A 21,197-nucleotide genomic window follows, 5' to 3' on the forward strand; every position below is an offset into this window, starting at 1 on the left:
CGGATTATCCAAGGGCGATCGTCCCGTCAGACACAGAGGTAAACTGAAGTTGACTCGGCGAAACATCCTTCACCAAACCCAAGATATTGCCGCTGCTAGCTTCCCGAATCACCGTCGCCTTAGTATTTAAAATTCTAAAATCCAGAGTTCGAGGAATTCCCGGAGGAAAAGGCCCGCTGCTGTCATAATCTCTGGCATCACCAATTGTTAAAAACCTTTCGCTCAAAACAATATCATTTTGCGTCAATCCAGACGCCAATCCAATTACATCACCTTCAGCCGGATTGTAATCGAGAATAAAATCTGCAGTCACTTCATCAACATCAAAATTGCCGCTAGGAGGCGGTTGCAGCGAACCAATTTCCCCCGAAGTGGCTCCCACTTCTGTGCGGAGGACAAACAAATCTGCGCCTTCACTTCCCCAAAGTCTATCAATTCCAGCATCACCTATTATAGTATCATTTCCACTATCTCCTACTAAAGCATCATTCCCTTTACCGCCGCGAATAAAGTCATTTGCCGTGCCTCCATAAACGTAGTCATTATCTTGATCTCCGCTGACAAAATCGCTGCCACATTCTCCATAAAGAATGTCAAAATCTTGGCCGCCGCGAATAGTATCGCTGCCACAACCCCCGATTAAAGTATCTGTGCCGCTGTTACCGTTCATCAGTTCCGCACCACCGGAACCTCTGACAAAATCGTTACCCGCTAAAGCCCGCAAACCTCCGGGAGTATTCCGCAGAATTCCATTTGCTAATTGAACTACGTCGTCATTGGGAGTTAAGTCAAAAAAGTTGGGGTCGCTGGCTGGATTTGGCAATGGCCCTGTGAGTAATTTGATGTTTGGGGGATCGGCAATAATTGGGTCTAAATTTTCAGCTAATGCTCTAATTTCTCCGAGATTTGTTTCTAACATCCTAATTTTGTCCTTTTTTGATTGACTTTGTTGACATTCTGATTTTAACAAAGGCTCCAATTAAGAAATCTGCGGGAATCTGGGGTTAACGGCAGTTGACAATTTACCTAGATTTACCTAGGATTTAGGAACCAGATTCTCGGTAAATTAATGAACAGACTGATTAGCATTGGTGAATTGGCAGAACTCAAGGCGGTCAGCGTTGACACAATACGACGCTGGGAAAAAGAGGGAAAACTAGAGTCCGTGCGGACAGATGGCGGACACAGGCGATATCGTCTTTCCGACTTTGTTGAACAAAAAACAGGAAAGACACTTGCTTATGCCAGAGTCTCCAGTCACGATCAAAAAGCCGATCTTGACAGACAGGATGCTGTCTTGTCTGGCTACTGTCAGTCTTTTGGCTGGGAATATGAAGTCATTAGAGATTTAGGTAGTGGAATGAATTACCGCAAAAAAGGACTAACAAAGCTAATCTCTACCATCTTAGACGGCGAAGTGGTTCGACTTGTAATTACCCACAAAGATAGGCTACTAAGGTTTGGATCTGAACTTATTTTTTCCCTCTGCGAATATCACGAAGTAGAAGTGGTAATTTTGAACAAAAAAGAAGACACAACCTTTGAAGAAGACCTTGCCAGCGACGTTTTAGAAATTATTACCGTATTTTCTGCTCGACTGTACGGCTCTAGGTCGAGCCCAAATAAAAAACTTATCGAAAAACTTGCAAAATCTCTGCAAAGCGATTAATATACTAAGATACAACCGCATTGAGAGGTCGAATCAATGGCTACCATAACGTACTGCAAAGGCTTGCCCACACCGGCAGATGAACTTAACGAGATTGGATTTACAGATTTTGAGATGTTCTTGGAAGCTTACGCCCCAATCTTCAGGGCTGCAAGCATTGAAACAGTCAACCACTTACTCTTGAATGCGGAATTCAAGAAGTCCGAGTGGAACACGCACTTACAGCAAACCTACGGCATCAATAAACGTCACGCAAACGGTGTAATTAGTTCTGCCAAAGGTCGTGTAGACGCGGGCAAAGAGCATAGGATTTTACACATAAAAACTCTTGAAGGAAAGATTAAGTCTCTTAGCGTATGGCTCAAGAAAGCGGAGCGCAAATTAGTATTGGCTCGTAAATTTTATGCCAAGAAAAAATGGCATAACTCAAAGACGGGCTGCAATTTCCCTATCGCCTGTTCGCTCGATAACAAATCCACTAATTGGCAGAATGTACGATTTCAAATACACAACAAGAAACGTAGACTAACCCTACTAACGAATAGACTCGAATACTTAAAAACTAAGCCATTCAAAGTCTTCGTCCCTTACGGCGATATCTTTGTTGTCGGTTCCAAGGATGAATCTTTCGGCAATCAAGTCTCTCAGTGGAATGGAAATAAAATAACTTTTAGAGTCCCCAAATGCTTGGAGTCGCGATTCGGGAAAACTGTATCTTCCGAGGTCGGTGATTTCAATCGCAAGATAAATAGGCAGCCAGAATGCGGGGCTAAGACCTGGCACTTCTACCGCAAAAACGGAAAGTGGGTTATTGCTGTGCAGTTTACCCCAAATCCTGTTAATCAAGTTTCTAGAAGTAGGATGTACGGTTGTATCGGTATCGATATGAATCCCGGTTCTATTGGGTGGGCTTATGTTGATCTTCAAGGAAACCTCAAAGCCAAAGGGCAGATTCCATTGCAGATGGGATTGCCGAACGGCAAGCAACAGGCTCAAATTGTTAAAGTTTGCCTGCAACTAGCAGCAAAGGCTGCGGAATTTGAATGTCCCGTAGTTTGTGAAGAACTTGATTTCTCCACAAAAAAGGAATCTTTAGGAGAGAAAGGTAGAAAATATTCTCGAATGTTGTCGAGTTGGGCGTACAGTGAATTTTACAAGCAACTCAATCCTATTTTGTCGAATCGTGGAGTTGAGTTAATTACAGTTAACCCAGCATATTCGAGCATTATCGGCTTGGTAAAATATCTGAGAATGTATGGCTTAGCTAGCGACGAATCTGCCGCGCTGGTGATTGCTCGCCGAGCTATGCGACTAAGTGAAAAAATACCTCGCTCCTTAACCGCCTATTCTGAGGTGAACTCGGAAAAGCACGTTTGGAGCGAGTGGAACCAACTGAATAAAAAAATCAAACGTTCCGGTGTAATATCACGTCGCTGTGATTATTATACCGTTTCTAACTGGAGTTTCTTGGTCAACCTCGATGTCGAGGAAGCGTAGGCGCTAAGAAAGAACGTTTCAAACTTATACCGCTGAGCTTACCCAGGTTTGCCTAGGTTTTTTAAAGCGGTTAAAACAATCAAATTACTGTCAAACTTGCCGGAGCTGTTATTCAACAAGCCTCGGTTATTGACACCGCTCGGCTCGTCCAAATCCGCAAATATTTTGAACTGTGTACCAATAATTCTGGGGATCGCGTACTCTATTACCCGTCAGCAGTCAGCGTGGGAAAACCCAGAGACTGCTAATTGTCATGAAACCTTGAGTTAAGTCAGGAATAATTAATATGCTAGACACTGCGATCGAATCTATTCAAGCCAGAGAAATCCTCGACTCCCGTGGACGCCCCACCATCGAAGCGGAAGTTTACCTAGCCAACGGTGTTGTGGGGCTCGCCCAAGTCCCCAGCGGCGCGTCTACAGGCTCTTTTGAAGCCCACGAACTCCGCGACGACGACAAAAGCCGTTATGGTGGCAAAGGAGTCCTAAAAGCCGTCGCTAACGTCGAACACAAAATTGCCCCCGCTTTGGCTAATCTAGATGCGATCGACCAAGCGCTGGTAGACAAAACCATGATTGACTTGGACGGTTCCCCGAACAAATCCCACCTCGGCGCCAATGCGATTCTCGGAGTCTCCTTAGCCACAGCAAAGGCGGCCGCCGAGACTTTAGGACTCCCCCTTTACCGCTACTTGGGCGGGCCCTTGGCGAACGTTTTGCCCGTGCCTTTGATGAACGTGATCAACGGGGGATCTCACGCTAACAATAATGTGGACATTCAAGAATTTATGATTGTCCCTGTGGGTGCGCCTTCTTTTAAAGAAGCTTTACGCTGGGGTGCAGAGGTATTTGAATCCTTGAGTAAAGTCTTAAAAGCTGAGGGTTTGCTGACTGGTGTGGGTGATGAAGGCGGTTTTGCGCCTAATCTTAAATCCAATCAAGCAGCTTTGGATTTGTTGATTGCAGCTATTGAAAAAGCTGGCTACAAACCGGGTGAACAAGTTGCTTTGGCTTTGGATGTTGCTGCTAGCGAATTTTACAAAGATGGGCAGTACACTTACGACGGTGTGGCTCATTCGCCGGCAGAATTAATCGATTATTTGGATGGTTTGGCCAGTCAATATCCCATTGTGTCGATTGAAGATGGTTTGCATGAAGACGATTGGGACAGTTGGGTAGCGCTGACACAGAAAATGGGCAGCAAAGTTCAATTGGTTGGTGACGATTTGTTTGTTACTAATCGCACGCGGCTGCAAAAAGGAATTGATTTGAAAGCTAGCAATTCGATTTTGATTAAGCTGAATCAAATTGGTTCTTTGACAGAGACTTTGGATACGATCGACCTGGGCAAACGGAACAGCTATCGATCGATCATCAGCCACCGTTCCGGTGAAACTGAAGATACCACCATTGCCGATTTAGCGGTAGCGACTCGCGCCGGCCAAATCAAGACTGGTTCTTTGTGTCGCAGCGAACGGGTGGCTAAATATAACCGTTTATTGCGGATTGAAGACCAATTGGGCGATCGGGCAATTTATGCAGGATCGATCGGTTACGGGCCTAAATAACACTTGGTAATCGGGCATCTGACAATTTTAGATTTTAGATTGAAGAATTGAAGAATTGAAGAATTGATTAGTAACTTGAATCTAAAATTAACAATCAGAAATCTAAAATCGGATGGGCATCGAGCATCGAAAACTTAGATCGTGTGGATACAAGGGGCGGGTTTTACAAACAATAATTGCCTAAAAACCAATCATCTCGTAAACCCGCCCCGATCCAATTACCAATTACCAATTAAGGATAGAAAGCCAATTGTGGCAAACCCAAAGTTTCTTCCCAGCCCATCATCAAGTTCATGCACTGGATGCCTTGACCGGCTTGGCCCTTAATTAAATTGTCGATCGCCGACAGCACAATCACCCTGTCAGTACGCGGATCGACTTCCACACCGATGTAACAGAGATTTGTGCCGCAAGCCCATTTTGTTTGCGGATAAACTCCAGCCGGTAACACTTTTACCCAAGGAGAATTGCGGTAAAAAGCGCTGAAAATCGTGATTAAATCTTCCCGCACCAAACCCGGATCGCGCAAAGTTGCGTACACAGTCGCCAGAATTCCCCGCACCATCGGAATTAGGTGGGGAGTAAACTGAACTTTAATATCGTGTCCCGCTAAATCGCTGCAAATTTGCTCGATTTCTGGCGTGTGGCGGTGGCGCCCAACGCCGTAAGCGCCCAGAGAACCCTCTGCTTCAGCCAACAACAGATTAACTTCGGCTTTGCGGCCCCCTCCCGAAGCACCGGATTTGGCGTCGATAATTGCTGTTTCTGGCACAATCAGACCTTGTTTGAGCAAAGGTGCCAGGGCTAATAAACTAGCAGTGACGTAGCAGCCGGCACAGCCTACTAACTGAGCGTCTTTAATTCGATCGCGATACAATTCTGGCAAACCGTAAACAGCCGTTGCAGCTAAAGCAGAGTCCGATCGCTCGCCCCCGTACCAAGCTTTGTAAGTTTCCAGATTTTCAAATCTGTAGTCAGCCGACAAATCCAAGACTTTGCAGCCTTTTTCTATCAGCGTCGGTGCCATTTTGCAAGCTAAACCGTTCGGCAGCGACAGAAACACAACTTCGCATTTTGCCGCTATTTGGTCTAGGTCGATCGCCTCTACTGTCAAATCAATGCAGTTAGTCAGATGCGGGTAAAGGCTGGAATAAGGTTTTCCTGCACTGCTATCCCCGCCCAAATAAACTACTTCAGCCGCCGGGTGATCCGCCAGCAGTCGCACAAGTTGCACGCCGCCGTACCCTGAAGCGCCGATAATTCCTACAGGCACACGTCCAACATCTCCCATTTTCCTTTATCCCCTCAGCCGTTGAAGTCAAAAACGCTTGAACTTTTGCTGCATTGTAGTACCAAACGTCAACTTTGGTGGCAAAGAATTGTGTTTTTTTGTTTTGGAGGTGCATTTTTGTTAATTTTCGGCTGTTTGACCGAAAGCATCCAGGATACCCGCCACGTGATTCATTCCAACGCGCAGACTCAGGACCCAGAAATACAAAAACCTGTATCCAATACACAAGCCCCCGGATTTATCTCGCGCAAGTCAATGCTTCAATCCTTTAATCTAAAATCTCAAATCTCAAATCGCGCAATCGATTGACACCGCCCAAAACCCATACAAAGCCCTGGAGAACTCAAAATTTTAGACCAAAGTTCCATCTTCCAGATTCACTGCGCTGCAAGTAAATCTAAAATCTAAAATCTAAAATCTAAAATCGACTGACCGATCGCCAAAACCCTAAAATTAACAAACTGATGTGCGATCGTGCTATAAAAAAACTAACCTTAACCTATCCACAAACCGGAGATTCACATTTTTCCCTCTTGCCTCTTGCCTCTTGCTTCCTGTATCCTGCCTCTTCCCTCTTCTTTCTTCCTACCATGGGCATAGTTGTAGACAACGTATCAAAACAGTTTGGCAGTTTCCAAGCACTCGATCGAGTCAGCTTAGAAATTGAATCGGGTTCCCTAGTCGCATTGCTGGGCCCGTCTGGTTCCGGCAAGTCTACACTGCTGCGACTGATTGCGGGTTTAGAAATGCCCGACTCCGGCAAAATCTGGCTGACAGGCCAAGATGCCACCAATACTAGCGTCCAAGACCGCAAAATTGGCTTCGTGTTTCAGCACTACGCGCTATTCAAGCACATGACAGTGCGAAAAAACATCGCTTTCGGGCTGCAAATTCAGAAAACACCACCCGCGAAAGTCAAATCGCGGGTAGAAGAATTGTTGAATTTAGTGCAATTGGCAGGATTGGGCGATAGATACCCGTCGCAACTTTCAGGGGGCCAACGGCAGCGGGTGGCCCTCGCCAGAGCCCTAGCTGTGGAACCGAAAGTGTTATTGCTAGACGAACCTTTTGGAGCTCTCGATGCCAAAGTTCGCAAAGACTTGCGCGCTTGGTTGCGGCGACTGCACGACGAAGTTCACGTTACCACAGTCTTTGTGACGCACGATCAAGAAGAAGCGATGGAAGTTGCCGATCGAATTACAGTCATGAATAAAGGTAAAATCGAACAAGTCGGCACACCCGCAGAAATTTACGACCATCCCGCTAGTGCCTTCGTAATGAGTTTTATCGGGCCAGTCAATGTATTGCCCAGTAGTTCCAGAATGTTTCAAGACAACGGCTTTGACTCAGCCAACCCAGAGATTTTCTTGCGCCCTCACGACGTAGTAATTGAAACTACAGAAAATAGTGCAACAGTGCCTGCAAGAATCAGTCGCTTGATTCATTTGGGATGGGAAATTCAGGTAGAATTAACCTTAGATGACGGTCAAGTAGTAAACGCTAATTTGACTAGAGAAAGATTCGATAGCTTGAACTTGCAGCCCCAGCAAAGAGTGTTCGTAAAGCCGAAAGATGCCAAGTCCTTTCCACTTTTTTATTCCATCTAAGAGCAATTCTGAAAACTCAAGCTAAATTTAGATTGGATACTGCCTTTCAAACGATGTGGCCCGGTGCGGTGTCTCTTCAAAAAAAAGATTAGGGACACCGCACCGCGGCCTGTCCCTAATCTTTTTTACTGACAACTGTCCGCTGACTACTGCGCGCTGAGTTAGTCTTTAATTTTACTGACAGCTTTTTTGACTTGTTGCTCAAAGGATGTAGCTTGTGTATTGGAAGGATTTTTCATTTTTTCAATGTCAGCGTCTCCCTGAACTTCGTTAGGCCCTTTGCTGGCTTTTTCTTGAGTTTCTTCCAAGGACATTGGTTTTTTCAGTACAGCTTCTTGAGATTCTTTTTCAATTCCTAAAAGTTGGTCTTCACCTTTGGTGGGGCTGCTAGTAACGGCAAAAGCGGGGAAAGCATTAGAAACAAACATCAAAGCACAAAAACAAACAGCTATTAAACTGCGGACTAAACGCTTGGCAGGGAAGTTAAAGCTGATAAAAGACATACAAAATTTCTCCGTTTTTAGAAGTTTTGATCGCTAAGATTGTTAACAGGCTGAAGCTCACTCAAATTCTGCACAATCTTTAACTCAAGTTTGAGAAGAGCAACCGTTGCTTTCTTTCAAATTGAGCTAACATATTATATTTAGCTGAAAAAGCTGGGATTTGAAATCCTTCTCAGGGAATATTTCTAGTTGACAGGAGTCGATCGCCCCAAGAGATTTATGTAGAAGGCACTTGTGTAGAATCAAAAAAATTCTCTATAAGTGCCTTCGGATGCGCCTCACATAGCAGTATCAATGTCAGTAACTGGTTTTATCGTGGGGTGGGGGCGGATTTATTTAGCCTCTTTGCAACGTGAGAGGGCGCTGGAGTGAACCCGCAGAGCGGTTTGTTAAAAATGTTGCAAGATATGAGATGCGATCGACTATCCACTGACTAATGACTAATAACTAATGGCTGCTGCTGTCGCACGGGAACTTGAAATTTTGCTAGATAAGTTTTAATTTCTCCTACACTGAGTTGCCCGTAATGCAGCAGGGAAGCTAGCAGTGCAGCTTCTGCTTTCCCCTCAGTCACGGCTTCGTAGATGTGGTGGCAGTTGCCGGCGCCGCCGGAAGCAATGACGGGAATTTCGACCATTTCGGCAATGCTGCGAGTTAATTCCAAATCGTAACCGGCTTGAGTGCCGTCCGAGTCCATGCTTGTCACCAGAATTTCGCCGGCGCCGCGCTGTTCGGCTTCCTTTGCCCAGGCGATCGCATCTTTGCCGGTATTTTCTCGCCCTCCGCGCACGTACACGTCCCAACCAGGACGATCTGCGTCTTGCCGTTTGCGAGCGTCGATCGCCACTACAATGCACTGATTACCAAATCGATCGCTGGCTTTGTCAATTAAACTCGGATCGCGCACCGCCGCCGAATTAATACTCACCTTATCAGCGCCCGCCCTCAACAAACTTTTAATGGTGTCTAAGGATTGGATGCCGCCGCCCACCGTCAAAGGGATAAATACTCGATCGGCCGTGCGGTACACCACATCGATCATAATATTCCGGTCTTCGTGAGTCGCCGTAATGTCCAGAAACACCAACTCGTCAGCACCGGCATCGTTGTAAACCTGAGCCATTTCTACCGGATCGCCAGCATCCTTAAGGTTGACAAAATTGACACCTTTGACCACGCGACCGGCTTTCACATCCAAACAAGGCAAAATTCTTTTCGACAACATAAAATTCTCGTATTTCCAACTTATTGACCGCCGCAGCGAGGAAAAGGCTTTGTTGATATCTTCAAAAACCCGAAGTTAAGCAACAAATCTTAAAGATACCTTGTGTTTAACAATTCTCGATCGGAGCCGGAGAGCCATTTTTCAGTTTTTTATGCCCCGTTAGTCTAAATAAAATTTGGCGGGCAGTGAGAGCCGTGACATTAGGTAGAATATTGGTAGATAGTTATATTTTCAGCAAAAAAGCACCAAATTTAACTCCCCAGATAGAACTGTGGGGTGAAAAATATGACAATTTCGCTTATGATCGAACCATAACTACCTTTGCTGGCGATCGAATTGTGGTTCGGCAATCCTGTATGGTTTGGTGCATCGACGATCGACTAAACAATTTTAGATTAGAGAACGGCCGATTTGAGGTTTTTTAGCAGCAATCTCAGTCATAAGCCGCGCGGTAAAGTTAAAATTTAAAGTTTAAAACCTCAAACCGGTTGACTTGATGTCGTTTTTAGGGCTGTGGTGACTTTGCAAGCCAATCCACATTTGGTACTTCGTACAGAGAAAAGCGGCAATCGCTACTTGCCGCTCTCCGGCAGCAATTGCTGGACAGTAGGGCGGAGCGATGACAATAATTTTGTACTGACAGATCGCTGGATTTCCCGTAATCACGCGATGTTACAGCAAATGGAGACAGGAGAGTTCTACCTGATCGACTTGGGCAGCCGCAATGGTTCCTTTGTCAACGGGCGGCGGGTCAGTATTCCTGTCACTCTCAGAAATGGCGATCGGATTATTTTCGGTCAAACCGAATTGGACTTCTACAACCCAAGCGCCGGCCACCGACACGATCCAATACACGAGACAGACTCTGAAGATTTTACGGCGACTTTGACGGTGCGTAGCCTGATTAGCGTCATGGTAATGGACATCCGAGACTTTACAGTTTTGACTAGGCAGCTAGACGAAACCCTCCTCTCGGAAGTCATCGGCAATTGGTTCCGCAAAGCAGGACAGATCATTCGCGAACACGGCAGTTGGGTGGACAAATACATCGGCGATGCCATCATGGCAGTCTGGTTCCACAAAACCAGCGGTGTCAGCAGCGAGGAAATGATGCGGATTTGCCAAGCTTTGAGCGAACTGCACAAGGCAACAGACGAACTCAGCAGCCGTTACCCCCTGCCTTTTCCTTTGCGAGTCGGGGCCGGCATCAATACCGGTTATGCAATGGTGGGAAATTCTGGCAGCAGCGACCGATCGGACTATACTGCCTTGGGAGATACTGTAAACGCAGCATTTCGCCTGGAATCTTGCACCAAGCAAATCGGCAAGGATATCGCTGTGGGAGAAACTACCTACAAATATCTGACGCAATTAGGGGCCCAGGGCGCTTTCGAGCAGCACACCGTTGCTTTAAAGGGTTACGACCATCCCACCGTGACTTACGGCGGTACTTATGCTGACTTGAACGCTTTTCTCAAAACGAAAGGAAAAAGTTCTTGATAGCTAGAAAAGTGGGTGCGGGGCAAAAATTAACCCCTTAAAATCGCAGTCCGAGTTTTTAATTTGGAGTGCCTTTTATAAACTTGTCTGCGATGCTTAAAACTCACCTATTATCATATATAATCTGCTTTGTCAATACCCCAAGGGAAAGTTTATAACAGCCCTCTACCTATTGCGGATTTATCTGAAAAACTGCATAAGCAAAATGGTAGTCTCTACATAAATGCTGTGTATGAAATTGGGAGACAAAACTTCATGAAACGATTGGGTCGTCTATTGGCAGTATTGGGCTTAGTGCTGGGCTGCTTTGCATGGGCTGGAGACCAAAGCGCGATCGCGGCGTCATTAAGCCGTATCGTCTTGCCATCATCCTCGCTCCTAGCTGTTGAAGCTCCGGCTAGAACCAATCGCGCCGATGAGAAGCTTGCCACAGAATACGGCAAAAAACTTGATTTGAACAACAGCGCCGTCCGGGACTTTCGGGAATTTCGAGGGTTGTATCCCACTTTAGCTCGACTAATTATTAAGAATGCTCCTTACGAAAATGTTGAGGACGTACTCAATATTTCAGACTTGACGGAAGCTCAGAAAAAACTGCTGCAAGCTAACATGGACAAATTCACCGTAACTGATGTTGAATCAGTCTTTATTGAAGGAGACAACCGGTTGAATAATGGTCTCTACGACTAGGTAGCAGCGGGTCTCATTTGAAGGCAGAAGTCATTGGGCAGAAGGCATTTGGCAGAAAGAAAAGATTTTTTTTCTATAGGCTGATGACTTCTGCCTTTAATTTCTCAAGACTTACTTTCAACCACCATTCGGCAAAAGCCGACCCAAATTCGCTAGATTGAAATAAGCGGGTTCCCCTGATTCATCTAAAATCTAAAATCTAAAATCTAAAATCCCTTGACTGACATTAGTTCAAGTCCCCAGATTCATCTGTAGACTCAATTCTAAAATCTAAAATCTAAAATCTAAAATTGACTGGCGGCAGACTTATGACTGACAAATTTGACGTATTGGTAATAGGTGCTGGCGCGGCGGGTTTGTACACAGCACTCTGCCTGCCAGAGCATTTACAGGTGGGCTTGATCAATAAAAATACCCTACCTGTTTCTGCAAGCGATTGGGCTCAAGGAGGGATTGCTGCGGCGATCGCCCCTGAAGATTCCGCAGCGCTGCACGTTCAGGATACACTGGCTGCAGGAGCCGGTCTTTGCGATTTGGAGGCGGTGAAATTTTTAGTCGAGGAAGCTGGTGCTTGCATCGACTCCCTGGTGAAAATGGGCGTTGCATTCGATCGCACCGGCCCAGATTTAGCCCTCACCCTAGAAGCAGCCCACTCCCGCCGCCGAGTGCTCCACGCCGCCGACACTACGGGCAAAGCCGTGATCGGTACGCTGACAGCAAAAGTATTAAGCCGCAAAAACATTCAACTCGTATCTCCTGCCTTTGCTTTGAGTCTGTGGCTAGACAAAACCGGGCGGTGTCAGGGGATTAGCTCGATTTGCGGCTCACAAGTCAAGTGGCTGCAAGCTAAAGCCGTGGTGCTGGCGACAGGCGGCGGCGGACAGGTTTTTGCTCAAACGACCAATCCGTCGGTAAGTACCGGGGACGGGGTGGCAATTGCGTGGCGCGCCGGGGCGCTGCTGCGAGATTTAGAATTTGTGCAGTTTCACCCGACGGCGCTGAGCACAGCGGGCGCGCCTCGGTTTCTCATTAGCGAAGCGGTGCGGGGAGAAGGAGCTCATTTGGTTGACAGTAAGGGATATCGCTTTGCTTTTGACTCTCACCCCAGCGGGGAACTCGCCCCTAGGGATGTTGTCAGTCGCGCTATTTTCCGCCACTTACAAAAAACGGGGGAACCTCATGTTTGGCTGGATTTGCGCCCGATTGCGGTCGATCGACTGCGCTACAGGTTTCCCAATATTATTCAAGTGTGCGCTGACTGGGGAATTGATATTTTTTCCGAACCGGTGCCGGTGACGCCCGCGGCCCATTACTGGATGGGAGGGATTGTGGCTGACAAGTTCAACCAAACTTCGATTCCGGGTTTGTACGCGGTGGGAGAAACTGCGAGCACGGGGGTACACGGTGCTAATCGGTTGGCGAGCAATTCGCTGCTGGAATGTCTGGTTTTTGGGGCGCAGATGGGACTTTTGCAGCTAGAAGATGGAAGGCCCAAAACACTCACAGATGAGTTAGATGCGGGGGAAATCTGGGATAAATCGATTTCTGAACAGGACATTGAGGCGATCGAAAGGTTGCGGGTTGAATTGCGGAATTTGGTGTGGCAGAGTGCGGGCATTTGCCGGGGACAGCGGGATTTGGAAAGTGCGATCGTCCAACTTGAGATTTGGCGGCAAGAATTTGCTTCCTTGCCTTTGAGTCAAACGCTTGATAATTTACGGCCCGGACAAATTATTGATTTTTCCCCTACTGAGACGGAGAATAGCTCGATTTTGCGAAATTGGGGAGAAGTTGGGAATTTATTGGATATCGGCTATTTAATTGTCAAAAGTGCTGCGTTTCGCACCGAAAGTCGCGGCGGTCATTACCGAGTGGACTATCCCCTCACCGATCCGGATTGGTGCAGCCATACTTTAATTAACCAATCCAATTGGTACAAATCTCCGCGAATAGAAGATTAAAAATTTATTAAAAATTTGGGGTCAGCGCGTTCCCGTACCGTCACTTTCGGGGTTCCCGTTCGGGGTTGGTTCGTATTTTTGGAGATTTCCAAACCTAGAGGTTGATGTCACTGTCCCAAATCTGGGGGTCAATGGCGTCGGGATCTTGCCCGCGCTACGGGCTTTTGTGAAATTGCTAGCTGAGTTGCTGGCAAGTCGAGCCGCATTGGCGGTGCCGACTATATTCACTTGCAGGCAGACCGCCAGGGTTGCCGTTGTTGTGAGCTGAATCAAAGTACGCATAGTATTCACCGCCTTATTCCAATCACCGCAATAGATCCACGTGTGTACCACCTATTATATCTATCAATTTCCGTATTTCCACTGATGTCTTTACATTTACTTTAATTAACTTTCGTAAGTTTACATAATTTTTTTTACATTAAGGCTTTTGGCGATTTGAATTTGGTTTCAGGTTGTGATTGATTTTAATATTTTGTAACATTCAGATGAGACGGCAAGTTGCTCTCATAAGTTTTATCTTGGGGTAAATCTATCTAATGACAGATGACAGATTAGAGACTTTAAATTTATGTGATTTGAGATGTGAGATTTCACTACTTAAAACATTTTTTTGAACGGTTTCAAAAAGCTTAGAAAGCTTACGGTTTAAGGCTCGATCAACAAGCTATTTTCCTGAAGTTAGCTGCACAGGGGACGCCTGAAATAATACAGCATATTCCATGTATATGCGGTACACACAACAAGGGTCGTAAGCATCGGTGCGTCGCCACCAGTCAATCTGCAAGTTTCATTAAACATGAGCAGATCCGCACCCTACATAACAATGTACCAACAATAGAGCTTTATAGTGTACTTCACGAACCACCGAATATGCTGTATCTCCCTCACTGCCCAATTAAGGTTTGAGACCTAAAATTGCTCAAATTTTGTCTGAAGTAATTGAGATTTTAGATAAAAAAATTGAATAATTATAAATGACTTATCAATATCGGGGTGGGGAATTTACCTACAGTTGTATTATGTTTTTAACTGGTCTTAATTAATAAAAGTGATATTGATTTTTCCCGCGTTCCTTAGCACGATACATCGCAACATCGGCATTCTTAACTAAAATCTCTGGCTCTTGACCGTCAATGGGATATAAACTAATGCCAATACTTGTAGTTACAGAAACTGTATGTTCTTCTAACATAAAAGGCTGCATAATGGCGTCGCAAATTTTTTCAGCTACTTTCGCAGCTTCCTCACGGCCGGGAATTACGGGCAAAATGACTGTGAACTCGTCGCCGCCCAACCGCGAGATTGTATCGCTGCCGCGCAAGCATTTTTTGAGCCGACTGGCAACTTTTTTTAAGAGTAAATCGCCCACATTGTGTCCGAGAGTGTCGTTGATTGACTTAAATCCATCTAAATCTAAAAACAGTAAAGCTACCAATTCCTGATTGCTGGAGGCTATTTCTAGAGACTGATGCAAGCATTCGTAGAACATTTGGCGGTTGGGCAAACCGGTAAGAGCATCGTGATAAGCTTGGTGGCTGAGCTCAGCATTTTTTTGTTCTAGGGCATTTTGCCGAAGTTGGCGCTCGGTAATATCTCTGATTGCTCCGACTAAAAATAGGTTGCCTGCAGCATCTTTATGCAGGGATCTTTTAGTCGCAATTAGATGCGTAATTCCGTGAGCGTCAGTAAAATATTCTTCATTTTCTCGCGGCTGGTGAGTTTGAAATACTAATTCGTTTTCCTGCCAAAATATCTCGGCTTCGGCTTGGGGAAATAAATCGTAATCGGTTCGGCAAGTTAAAATTTCTAAAGGATAGCCAATAAACCGACAATATGCCTGATTCAAAACTACGCAGCGGTGATTTCTATCTTTGACAAAAATTGGGTCGGGAATTGTATCGATTAGCGATTGTAAAAATTCTTTAGACCGTTTTAATTCTTCTTGCAAGTGAGCCAGATAACCCACAACAGCAGCACCAGAACCCACAAGACTGACGATTGGAGGAATTAACGGTAGCCACCAACCGGCTAAAAATACCAAGTATAAACTGGCACTCAGACCTAGACAGATACTTAATAAACAGTAAGCCGATCGACCAAGCGATCGCAAATTCCAACTCACATTTGCTCCCGCCCAAGACCACAGCAAAATCCACAGCAACTCCGCAGCCTCTGGCCAGACATTGATACCCCCGCGCCCGTCGATGGCTGCACTCAAAATTTGGCTCAAGAAATGAGCCTGAAGCTCGACTCCCGGTATTTGTTGGGGAGGACTAAACCAACCGGAACTGTAAGAATTTTGGTAAAAGTCTTTGAGGCTGGGGGCATTTGAGCCGATCAAGACAATGCGCGATCGTACAAAATCAGCAGGTACGGTGCCAGATAACACATCGCTCATCGATGCAGTGCGAAAACTGCCTCGTGGGCCGCGCAGGTTGGTCAAAATTTGATAGCCACGGCTGTCCGATCGAACGTAAGCACCGTCATTCGGTTGAAAAGGCCGAAAAACCCCCTTGCCTAACTGCAAGTATGTAGGATTGACTCTTGCTGGTTGAGGCGAAATCCCTTCGCTTTTGAGGTAAAGCAAAGCCAGTCTGAGTGCGAAACTTTGATGAGTTTTGCCGTCTCCGGGCCAAGCGTAGAGCAAAGTTCGCCGCACTTTTGAGTCAGCGTCGATGACAACGTTGTTGAAACCAATTCGATCTAGCGCCTCAAGTACCGGAGGTGGGCGAACTCCCAACCTGGTTTCGTCTGGCATCAATTCAATGCCGATTAAGTTGGGAATAGTTTTAAAAGTTTTGAGCAATTCGGCGTTACCCGGTTGAGTTGGCAAATCTCGGTAAATGTCGAGGCCGATCGCCCGCGGCTTGCCAGCGTGCAATTTTTGCAGCAATTGGGCCAAGACAGCATCCGAAATTGGGTAGCCGTATTTTTGCAAGTCAGCTTCCTTAATTTCTACAATGACGATGCGCGAGTCAATGGGTTCGGCCGGCCGCCAGCGCACAAATTGGTCGAAAGCAGCCCATTCCCACACCTGAAAACATCCGAACCAGCGCATTAAAATGACCGTACTAGCAACGGCACTCGCAGTAATCAATACTCGGCGTTCTCGATCGACCCATTTTTTGATAGTTTCTAGCATATTTTGGGGATTTGGGCTTCGCCCTGTGAGCATCTAAACTACTACTACGTATAGGTTTTACATCTCCGGGGCGAGTCGATTTTAGATTTTAGATTTTAGATTATCCAATTTTTTGGTTTTTCGGTGCGAGCGAGTCGATTTTAGATTTTAGATTTTAAATTTTAGATTATCCAATTTTTTGGTTTTTCGGTGCGAGCGAGTCGATTTTAGATTTTAGATTATCCAATTTTTTAGTTTTTCGGTGCGATCGGGCTGCAACAGCAGAAACCGGGTTTCGCCACCAAAATATGTCATTTCAACAATCATTCTGGAAGCAGAAACCCGGTTTCTGGCGTTTTTGTGTAAAAGTTCTAGTATTTATTCGCTGCTCTAAATACTAAGCTGTGGAGCATTTAAACCAGTAACGAGGCTAGTAGGGTGCGTCAGCTATAACCCTTACGCTGAAACCGAAAACCTTAGATGCTGACGCACCTTACGCAAGCCCTTTAAATGCCGAACAGCTTAGAGAGCCACAAATTGTTTTAAAGTTTTTCGTTGTAACTAATTTTTACTATTTTTTTATTGATTATAGATGCGAGATTTTAGATTAATTTCGCCGCAGGAGCCAACGATAAACTAAGTTAAAAACCAGGATATTTCCGGCCAATCAATCTAAAATCTGTCATCTATAATCTCCAACTTTCCTGTCAGTTTTGAAAGGTGCGGGGGCCGGTGTAACCCGATAAATCAGCGAGTTTATCCAAAGATTGTGTCCCTGCATAAAACTGACCATTAATCTCCCAAGTGGGGAAACCTTTAACATTCGCAGCCGCCGCTTGGCAAATTTGGGCGCGGGAATTTTGCCCCCTGGGATCGCATTCAAAATAATCAATTATTTTGGCTGCTTCTTTGCCGAACAGCATTTTTTGGTCGTGGCAGTGGGGACACCAGTAAGCGCCGTACTCTTTAGCGCCGATTTGTCGGAGGTGGCGGGCCAAAGCCATTTCGGCCGGGCCGGAGGTGGTAGTGACGGCAGGGGGTGCAAGTCCGGGGGTAGAGACAATAGGAGGAGGTGATTTGACGCTGTTATAAAGTCCCAAGGCGCCGATCGAACTCACCATTGCCACCAAAATGCCTGTAAACACCAACTGCCCGATATCTTCCCACTCGCGCCCGACTAGCACCAGTACAAACAGCGACAGCGCAAATAAGGCAGAAGTGACGCAGTAAATGCACAGTTCCTGAATTTCAAAAGCCATCAAATACATCAAATAGCTGCTGAAAATTACCATCGCAGCGGTGATGATAAATAGCGCTTGCCAAGTTTTGTTTTCTAGTTGAGAGTGCAGTCCTTTCTTGGTGGCGGGATTTACAGCTTTGGGAGCCAATGCCAGGATTGCTATGCTCAGGTAAGCCAGACAGCCTAACAAACTTAAAGGCACTGTACCAAAGACTGTGGCGTAGGGACTGTTAAGAACTTTGTCGCAGCCGCTGGTGGGACAAATGACCGAGCCATTGGTGAATTTAGCGATCGTGAGATAGGCCGTTTCTACGACGCCTATGGCTGCGATCGCTGCCATCACAGTCCGAGACCAGCGATGAATCCAAGGGGTTGAACGTCGGCGAATCATTTTTTGATTTGGTAATTTGGGAATTGGGAATTGTTGACTGATGACTGATGACTGATGACTGATGACTACTGCCAACAGTCAACAATTCCTATTTTACGTTTTACTTGTGACTTTGCCCGGTTCCGGTGTGGGCCCTCTTGAGCCATTAGCATCTCTATTTTCCTGTTCGGGCTCTTTCTGTGACAAGCTGCGACGGGCAGCTTCTACAAACTGACTGACGCGGATCGGATCGATGGGCTGCTCGATGCGGCCGTTTCGTTTCAGGGAACTCGATACGATTACGCCGTCAGCGGCCTGCATGAGGGTGGAAATGTTTTCCCACGAGGCGCCGCTGCCGATGAAAACTGGAATTCCAGCAGCAGCAGCACTCGCGAGTTCTAAGTCTTCGAGATTGGGAGGGCTACCAGTTGTCCAGCCGGAAAGGATTACGGCGTCGGCTAAAGCGCGCCCGATCGTCTCTTGGACGGCTGTGGTCAAGTTGGGGCTGCCTAGGGGTCGCCCGTGCTTGACTAACACGTCTGCTAATATTTTGACATCGCTGCCCAATTCCCGGCGGTAGCGCAGTAGCTGGTGAGCTTGGCCTTCAATTAAGCCTTGGTCTGTAGCCATGATGCCGTTGAGGACGTTGACGCGGATGAATTGAGCTCCTGTGCAGGAGGCGATGGCGATCGCGCTGTGGGCGTCGTTTCGCAGCACGTTAACGCCGATCGGCAGCGTCACGAGATTTGTTAGCCTCTCAACTACCAGAGTCATGGCACTTACCACAGCCGGATCTACGCTGTCTTTGGCAAAAGGAGCGTCGAAAAAGTTCTCGACAATGATACCGTTTGCGCCACCAGAAGCCAGCGCTGTAGCCTCTTGCTCGGCTCTTCCGATAATAGCTTTGAGGTTTCCGCCCCAGCGGGGAGAAGTTGGCAAAGGCTGTAAATGTACGACACCGATTATGGGATTCGGCGTTTTGAATATTTGTTTTAAGTCCACGGATTTTCCTGAAACCACCAAGTTCACTGACGGCTGACGGCGGATTTTGACGGTATATTCTAGAATTCTATATCGACGGGGGCGATTCGGTTGACTTAATCGGGTCGCCAAGTTGCTCAAAGCCCGCAGCCATAACAGTTTAGATTTTAGATTTTAGATTTTAGATTTTACAAAGGCGACCTCACCTCACTCAAAGACGGATACTTGCTTGTAGACAGGAGTCAATCGATTTTAGATTTTAGATTTTAGATTTTAGATTAAAGAATTGAAGCATTGACTTGCGCGAGATAAATTCGGGCCCTTGTTTATCGGATACAGGTTTTTTATTTCTGGGTCCTGAGTCTGCTTTCGGAATGAATCCGGGGGCTTGTATCCTGGATGCTTTCGGTCAATGCTTTAATCTTTAATCTTTAATCTAAAATCTGCTGACTACAATCGGGGTTGAAAGCTTGACTGCAGTTGCATTCTTTTTTATACCTTGGTGTCGGCAGGGGTTTTTCCTTCTCTATCGAGGTTAAGTGGTGAAAGTTGTTCTCATAATTTTGGCTGTCACCTCCGGATTGGGGGCGGCAATCGAAGTGCTGCTGCGGGTGCTGCTGGGTTTTGGTAATCCCTTGATTTATATTGCCGATGCCGAGTGCGGCTATTTGTTGGCGCCCAACCAGAAGGTGCGTCGCTTGGGCAACCGGATTGAGATTAACGAGTATTCGATGCGTACTGGAGCGATCGCCCCGATCGCCCCTCCAGAAACTCTGCGCGTCTTGCTGTTGGGAGATTCTGTCGCCAACGGCGGTTGGTGGACACATCAGACAGATACGATCTCGGAAATTATGGCTCGGAATTTGAGACTGCAAGTACAGCATCTGGCGAGCGATGCACAATTAGGTTCACAAGTCAACTATTTAAATTTTGAAGTTCTCAACGCCTCAGCCAATTCTTGGGGGCCGAGGAATCAACTTGCTTACGCCAAGCGGTTCGGTGTTTTTGGGGCAAAGGCTTTGGTTTTGCTGCTCAATACGGACGATTTGTTTGCATCGGCTCCTTGCGATCTGGTTGTGGGGCGCGATCGCTCTTACCCGGATCGCAAACCCCGATCGGCTACCCTAGAGTTATTGAGCCGCTATCTGCTACCTGCTGTGCCGACTCCCCAATTGGCAGCACCAGGAGCCACAAGCGGCGATGTAGTAGGCTGCAACTTAGAGGCTATTCGCCAAATCCAGAAAATAGCTGTATCCGCCAACATTGAGTTTTTGCTAGCCGTCACGCCCAAGCGGGGCGAACTCGGCTGCCCGGGCCCTCGCGACTGGGAAGTCAAAGCTAGAGCGCGTCTCGCCGAACTCGTAGAAACAGAGAAAATTACTTACATAGATTTTCTTCCCATTTTCAATTGTGCGGCCGAATTTCCCACTTTGTATCGAGACAGCATTCACCTGAGCCCTCAAGGAAATCAGCTAGTTAGCAAAACCATCAGTCGTCAAATAGCCGCTCTTTTTTGGCTTGACACTCTCCGGCCTTAAGGCACGGGGATTCTTAAGACATTTCAGTCTTAATATCCCTATAGCTAGGGTTCCCAGGCTGACTACTCTGGGCACAAAAGAGTGCGTAGTCATATCTCCTCAAAAATGTTTTGGGCGTAGACTTTCCCCCAGTCCGGGGGTAGGTTTTTACATCTTGTCTGATTTGGTTATTCTACCATCTTCATTTGTTAAGATGGATTTGTTATTTTACTTAACAATGGAAAAAAGCCGTCCTACAAGGACAGGGTTTTCAACCGAATTTTCTGATAAATCCTAACCTCACCTCAAGACGGACAATTGCCCCCGACTCGTGTTGTGGAGAGCAAAAAAATTTAAACCTTAGTTCAAGCCCCCAGATTCATCTGCAGAGTCAATCTAAAGTCTAAAATCCTTCGACGCTCGCGCGAATCGAGTGAGCGCGGCTCGATGCTCGC

General features: G+C 46.4%; 17 protein-coding genes. 9 read left to right on the forward strand and 8 right to left on the reverse strand.

What is annotated here, in order from left to right:
* Positions 1–4 precede the first annotated feature (4 nt).
* On the reverse strand, positions 5–919 hold the full coding sequence (locus QT984_RS07600) for a calcium-binding protein (protein ID WP_333373698.1): 915 nt from the start codon (positions 917–919) through the stop codon (positions 5–7).
* A gap of 150 nt (positions 920–1,069) precedes the next feature.
* Here QT984_RS07600 and QT984_RS07605 point away from each other — a divergent pair, with 150 nt between their 5' ends.
* The 3 genes from QT984_RS07605 (at position 1,070) to eno (ending at position 4,733) form a co-directional block, all read left to right on the forward strand.
* The gene (locus tag QT984_RS07605) at positions 1,070–1,669 is read left to right on the forward strand and encodes an IS607 family transposase (RefSeq protein WP_333274915.1); all 600 of its coding nucleotides are present in this window, start codon (positions 1,070–1,072) and stop codon (positions 1,667–1,669) included.
* A gap of 36 nt (positions 1,670–1,705) precedes the next feature.
* Entirely contained in the window at positions 1,706–3,166 is a 1,461-nt protein-coding gene (locus QT984_RS07610) for an IS200/IS605 family accessory protein TnpB-related protein (RefSeq protein ID WP_333373701.1), read from the forward strand.
* 286 nt (positions 3,167–3,452) lie between these two features.
* Positions 3,453–4,733 (forward strand): phosphopyruvate hydratase, encoded by a 1,281-nt coding sequence (gene eno, locus QT984_RS07615; protein WP_445243062.1) that lies wholly within the window; start codon positions 3,453–3,455, stop codon positions 4,731–4,733.
* Between the two features lie 232 nt (positions 4,734–4,965).
* Here the strand turns inward: eno and argC are convergent, their stop codons facing one another.
* On the reverse strand, positions 4,966–6,024 hold the full coding sequence (gene argC, locus QT984_RS07620; RefSeq protein ID WP_333057475.1) for an N-acetyl-gamma-glutamyl-phosphate reductase: 1,059 nt from the start codon (positions 6,022–6,024) through the stop codon (positions 4,966–4,968).
* Positions 6,025–6,614: 590 nt separating this feature from the next.
* Between argC and QT984_RS07625 the strand changes: the two genes are divergently transcribed.
* A complete protein-coding gene (locus QT984_RS07625) occupies positions 6,615–7,631 on the forward strand; it encodes a sulfate/molybdate ABC transporter ATP-binding protein (RefSeq protein ID WP_333211490.1) in 1,017 nt (338 codons plus the stop codon).
* 161 nt (positions 7,632–7,792) lie between these two features.
* Here QT984_RS07625 and QT984_RS07630 read toward each other — a convergent pair whose 3' ends face one another.
* A complete protein-coding gene (locus QT984_RS07630; RefSeq protein WP_333057473.1) occupies positions 7,793–8,134 on the reverse strand; it encodes a low temperature-induced protein in 342 nt (113 codons plus the stop codon).
* A gap of 433 nt (positions 8,135–8,567) precedes the next feature.
* A complete protein-coding gene (gene hisF / locus QT984_RS07635) occupies positions 8,568–9,359 on the reverse strand; it encodes an imidazole glycerol phosphate synthase subunit HisF (protein ID WP_333057472.1) in 792 nt (263 codons plus the stop codon).
* A 194-nt stretch (positions 9,360–9,553) separates the two neighbouring features.
* Between hisF and QT984_RS07640 the strand changes: the two genes are divergently transcribed.
* The 4 genes from QT984_RS07640 to nadB all read left to right on the forward strand — a co-directional run bounded on the left by QT984_RS07640 (position 9,554) and on the right by nadB (position 13,510).
* Positions 9,554–9,784, forward strand: coding sequence for a hypothetical protein (locus QT984_RS07640; RefSeq protein WP_333057471.1), 231 nt, complete (start codon positions 9,554–9,556; stop codon positions 9,782–9,784).
* An 88-nt stretch (positions 9,785–9,872) separates the two neighbouring features.
* Positions 9,873–10,859 (forward strand): adenylate/guanylate cyclase domain-containing protein, encoded by a 987-nt coding sequence (locus QT984_RS07645; protein WP_333057470.1) that lies wholly within the window; start codon positions 9,873–9,875, stop codon positions 10,857–10,859.
* Between the two features lie 255 nt (positions 10,860–11,114).
* Positions 11,115–11,549, forward strand: coding sequence for a photosystem II complex extrinsic protein PsbU (gene psbU, locus QT984_RS07650; protein WP_333057469.1), 435 nt, complete (start codon positions 11,115–11,117; stop codon positions 11,547–11,549).
* 308 nt (positions 11,550–11,857) lie between these two features.
* A complete protein-coding gene (gene nadB / locus QT984_RS07655) occupies positions 11,858–13,510 on the forward strand; it encodes an L-aspartate oxidase (protein WP_333057468.1) in 1,653 nt (550 codons plus the stop codon).
* A gap of 21 nt (positions 13,511–13,531) precedes the next feature.
* On the opposite strand, the gene QT984_RS07660 is transcribed toward nadB, so the two are convergent.
* From QT984_RS07660 to btpA, 4 genes are all read right to left on the reverse strand, one after another.
* Positions 13,532–13,792 (reverse strand): hypothetical protein, encoded by a 261-nt coding sequence (locus QT984_RS07660; protein WP_333243778.1) that lies wholly within the window; start codon positions 13,790–13,792, stop codon positions 13,532–13,534.
* 760 nt (positions 13,793–14,552) lie between these two features.
* Entirely contained in the window at positions 14,553–16,688 is a 2,136-nt protein-coding gene (locus QT984_RS07665; RefSeq protein WP_333234156.1) for a CHASE2 domain-containing protein, read from the reverse strand.
* Positions 16,689–17,341: 653 nt separating this feature from the next.
* Positions 17,342–18,265 (reverse strand): vitamin K epoxide reductase family protein, encoded by a 924-nt coding sequence (locus QT984_RS07670; RefSeq protein ID WP_333057495.1) that lies wholly within the window; start codon positions 18,263–18,265, stop codon positions 17,342–17,344.
* 93 nt (positions 18,266–18,358) lie between these two features.
* The gene (gene btpA, locus QT984_RS07675) at positions 18,359–19,246 is read right to left on the reverse strand and encodes a photosystem I biogenesis protein BtpA (protein WP_333057464.1); all 888 of its coding nucleotides are present in this window, start codon (positions 19,244–19,246) and stop codon (positions 18,359–18,361) included.
* Positions 19,247–19,767: 521 nt separating this feature from the next.
* Between btpA and QT984_RS07680 the strand changes: the two genes are divergently transcribed.
* On the forward strand, positions 19,768–20,763 hold the full coding sequence (locus QT984_RS07680) for a GDSL-type esterase/lipase family protein (protein ID WP_333057463.1): 996 nt from the start codon (positions 19,768–19,770) through the stop codon (positions 20,761–20,763).
* Positions 20,764–21,197: the final 434 nt, after the last annotated feature.

It is taken from the genome of Microcoleus sp. Z1_B2, assembly GCF_036700325.1.
Lineage (GTDB): Bacteria > Cyanobacteriota > Cyanobacteriia > Cyanobacteriales > Microcoleaceae > Microcoleus.

What these genes read in the sequence shown, in the direction of transcription:
- eno (WP_445243062.1), top strand. Translation starts at nt 3,453, where the DNA reads ATGCTAGACACTGCGATCGAATCTATTCAAGCCAGAGAAATCCTCGAC.
- nadB (WP_333057468.1), top strand. Translation starts at nt 11,858, where the DNA reads ATGACTGACAAATTTGACGTATTGGTAATAGGTGCTGGCGCGGCGGGT.
- hisF (WP_333057472.1), bottom strand. Translation starts at nt 9,359, where the DNA reads ATGTTGTCGAAAAGAATTTTGCCTTGTTTGGATGTGAAAGCCGGTCGC.
- argC (WP_333057475.1), bottom strand. Translation starts at nt 6,024, where the DNA reads ATGGGAGATGTTGGACGTGTGCCTGTAGGAATTATCGGCGCTTCAGGG.
- QT984_RS07660 (WP_333243778.1), bottom strand. Translation starts at nt 13,792, where the DNA reads ATGCGTACTTTGATTCAGCTCACAACAACGGCAACCCTGGCGGTCTGC.
- QT984_RS07605 (WP_333274915.1), top strand. Translation starts at nt 1,070, where the DNA reads ATGAACAGACTGATTAGCATTGGTGAATTGGCAGAACTCAAGGCGGTC.
- QT984_RS07665 (WP_333234156.1), bottom strand. Translation starts at nt 16,688, where the DNA reads ATGCTCACAGGGCGAAGCCCAAATCCCCAAAATATGCTAGAAACTATC.
- QT984_RS07610 (WP_333373701.1), top strand. Translation starts at nt 1,706, where the DNA reads ATGGCTACCATAACGTACTGCAAAGGCTTGCCCACACCGGCAGATGAA.
- QT984_RS07600 (WP_333373698.1), bottom strand. Translation starts at nt 919, where the DNA reads ATGTTAGAAACAAATCTCGGAGAAATTAGAGCATTAGCTGAAAATTTA.
- psbU (WP_333057469.1), top strand. Translation starts at nt 11,115, where the DNA reads ATGAAACGATTGGGTCGTCTATTGGCAGTATTGGGCTTAGTGCTGGGC.
- QT984_RS07625 (WP_333211490.1), top strand. Translation starts at nt 6,615, where the DNA reads ATGGGCATAGTTGTAGACAACGTATCAAAACAGTTTGGCAGTTTCCAA.
- QT984_RS07630 (WP_333057473.1), bottom strand. Translation starts at nt 8,134, where the DNA reads ATGTCTTTTATCAGCTTTAACTTCCCTGCCAAGCGTTTAGTCCGCAGT.
- QT984_RS07670 (WP_333057495.1), bottom strand. Translation starts at nt 18,265, where the DNA reads ATGATTCGCCGACGTTCAACCCCTTGGATTCATCGCTGGTCTCGGACT.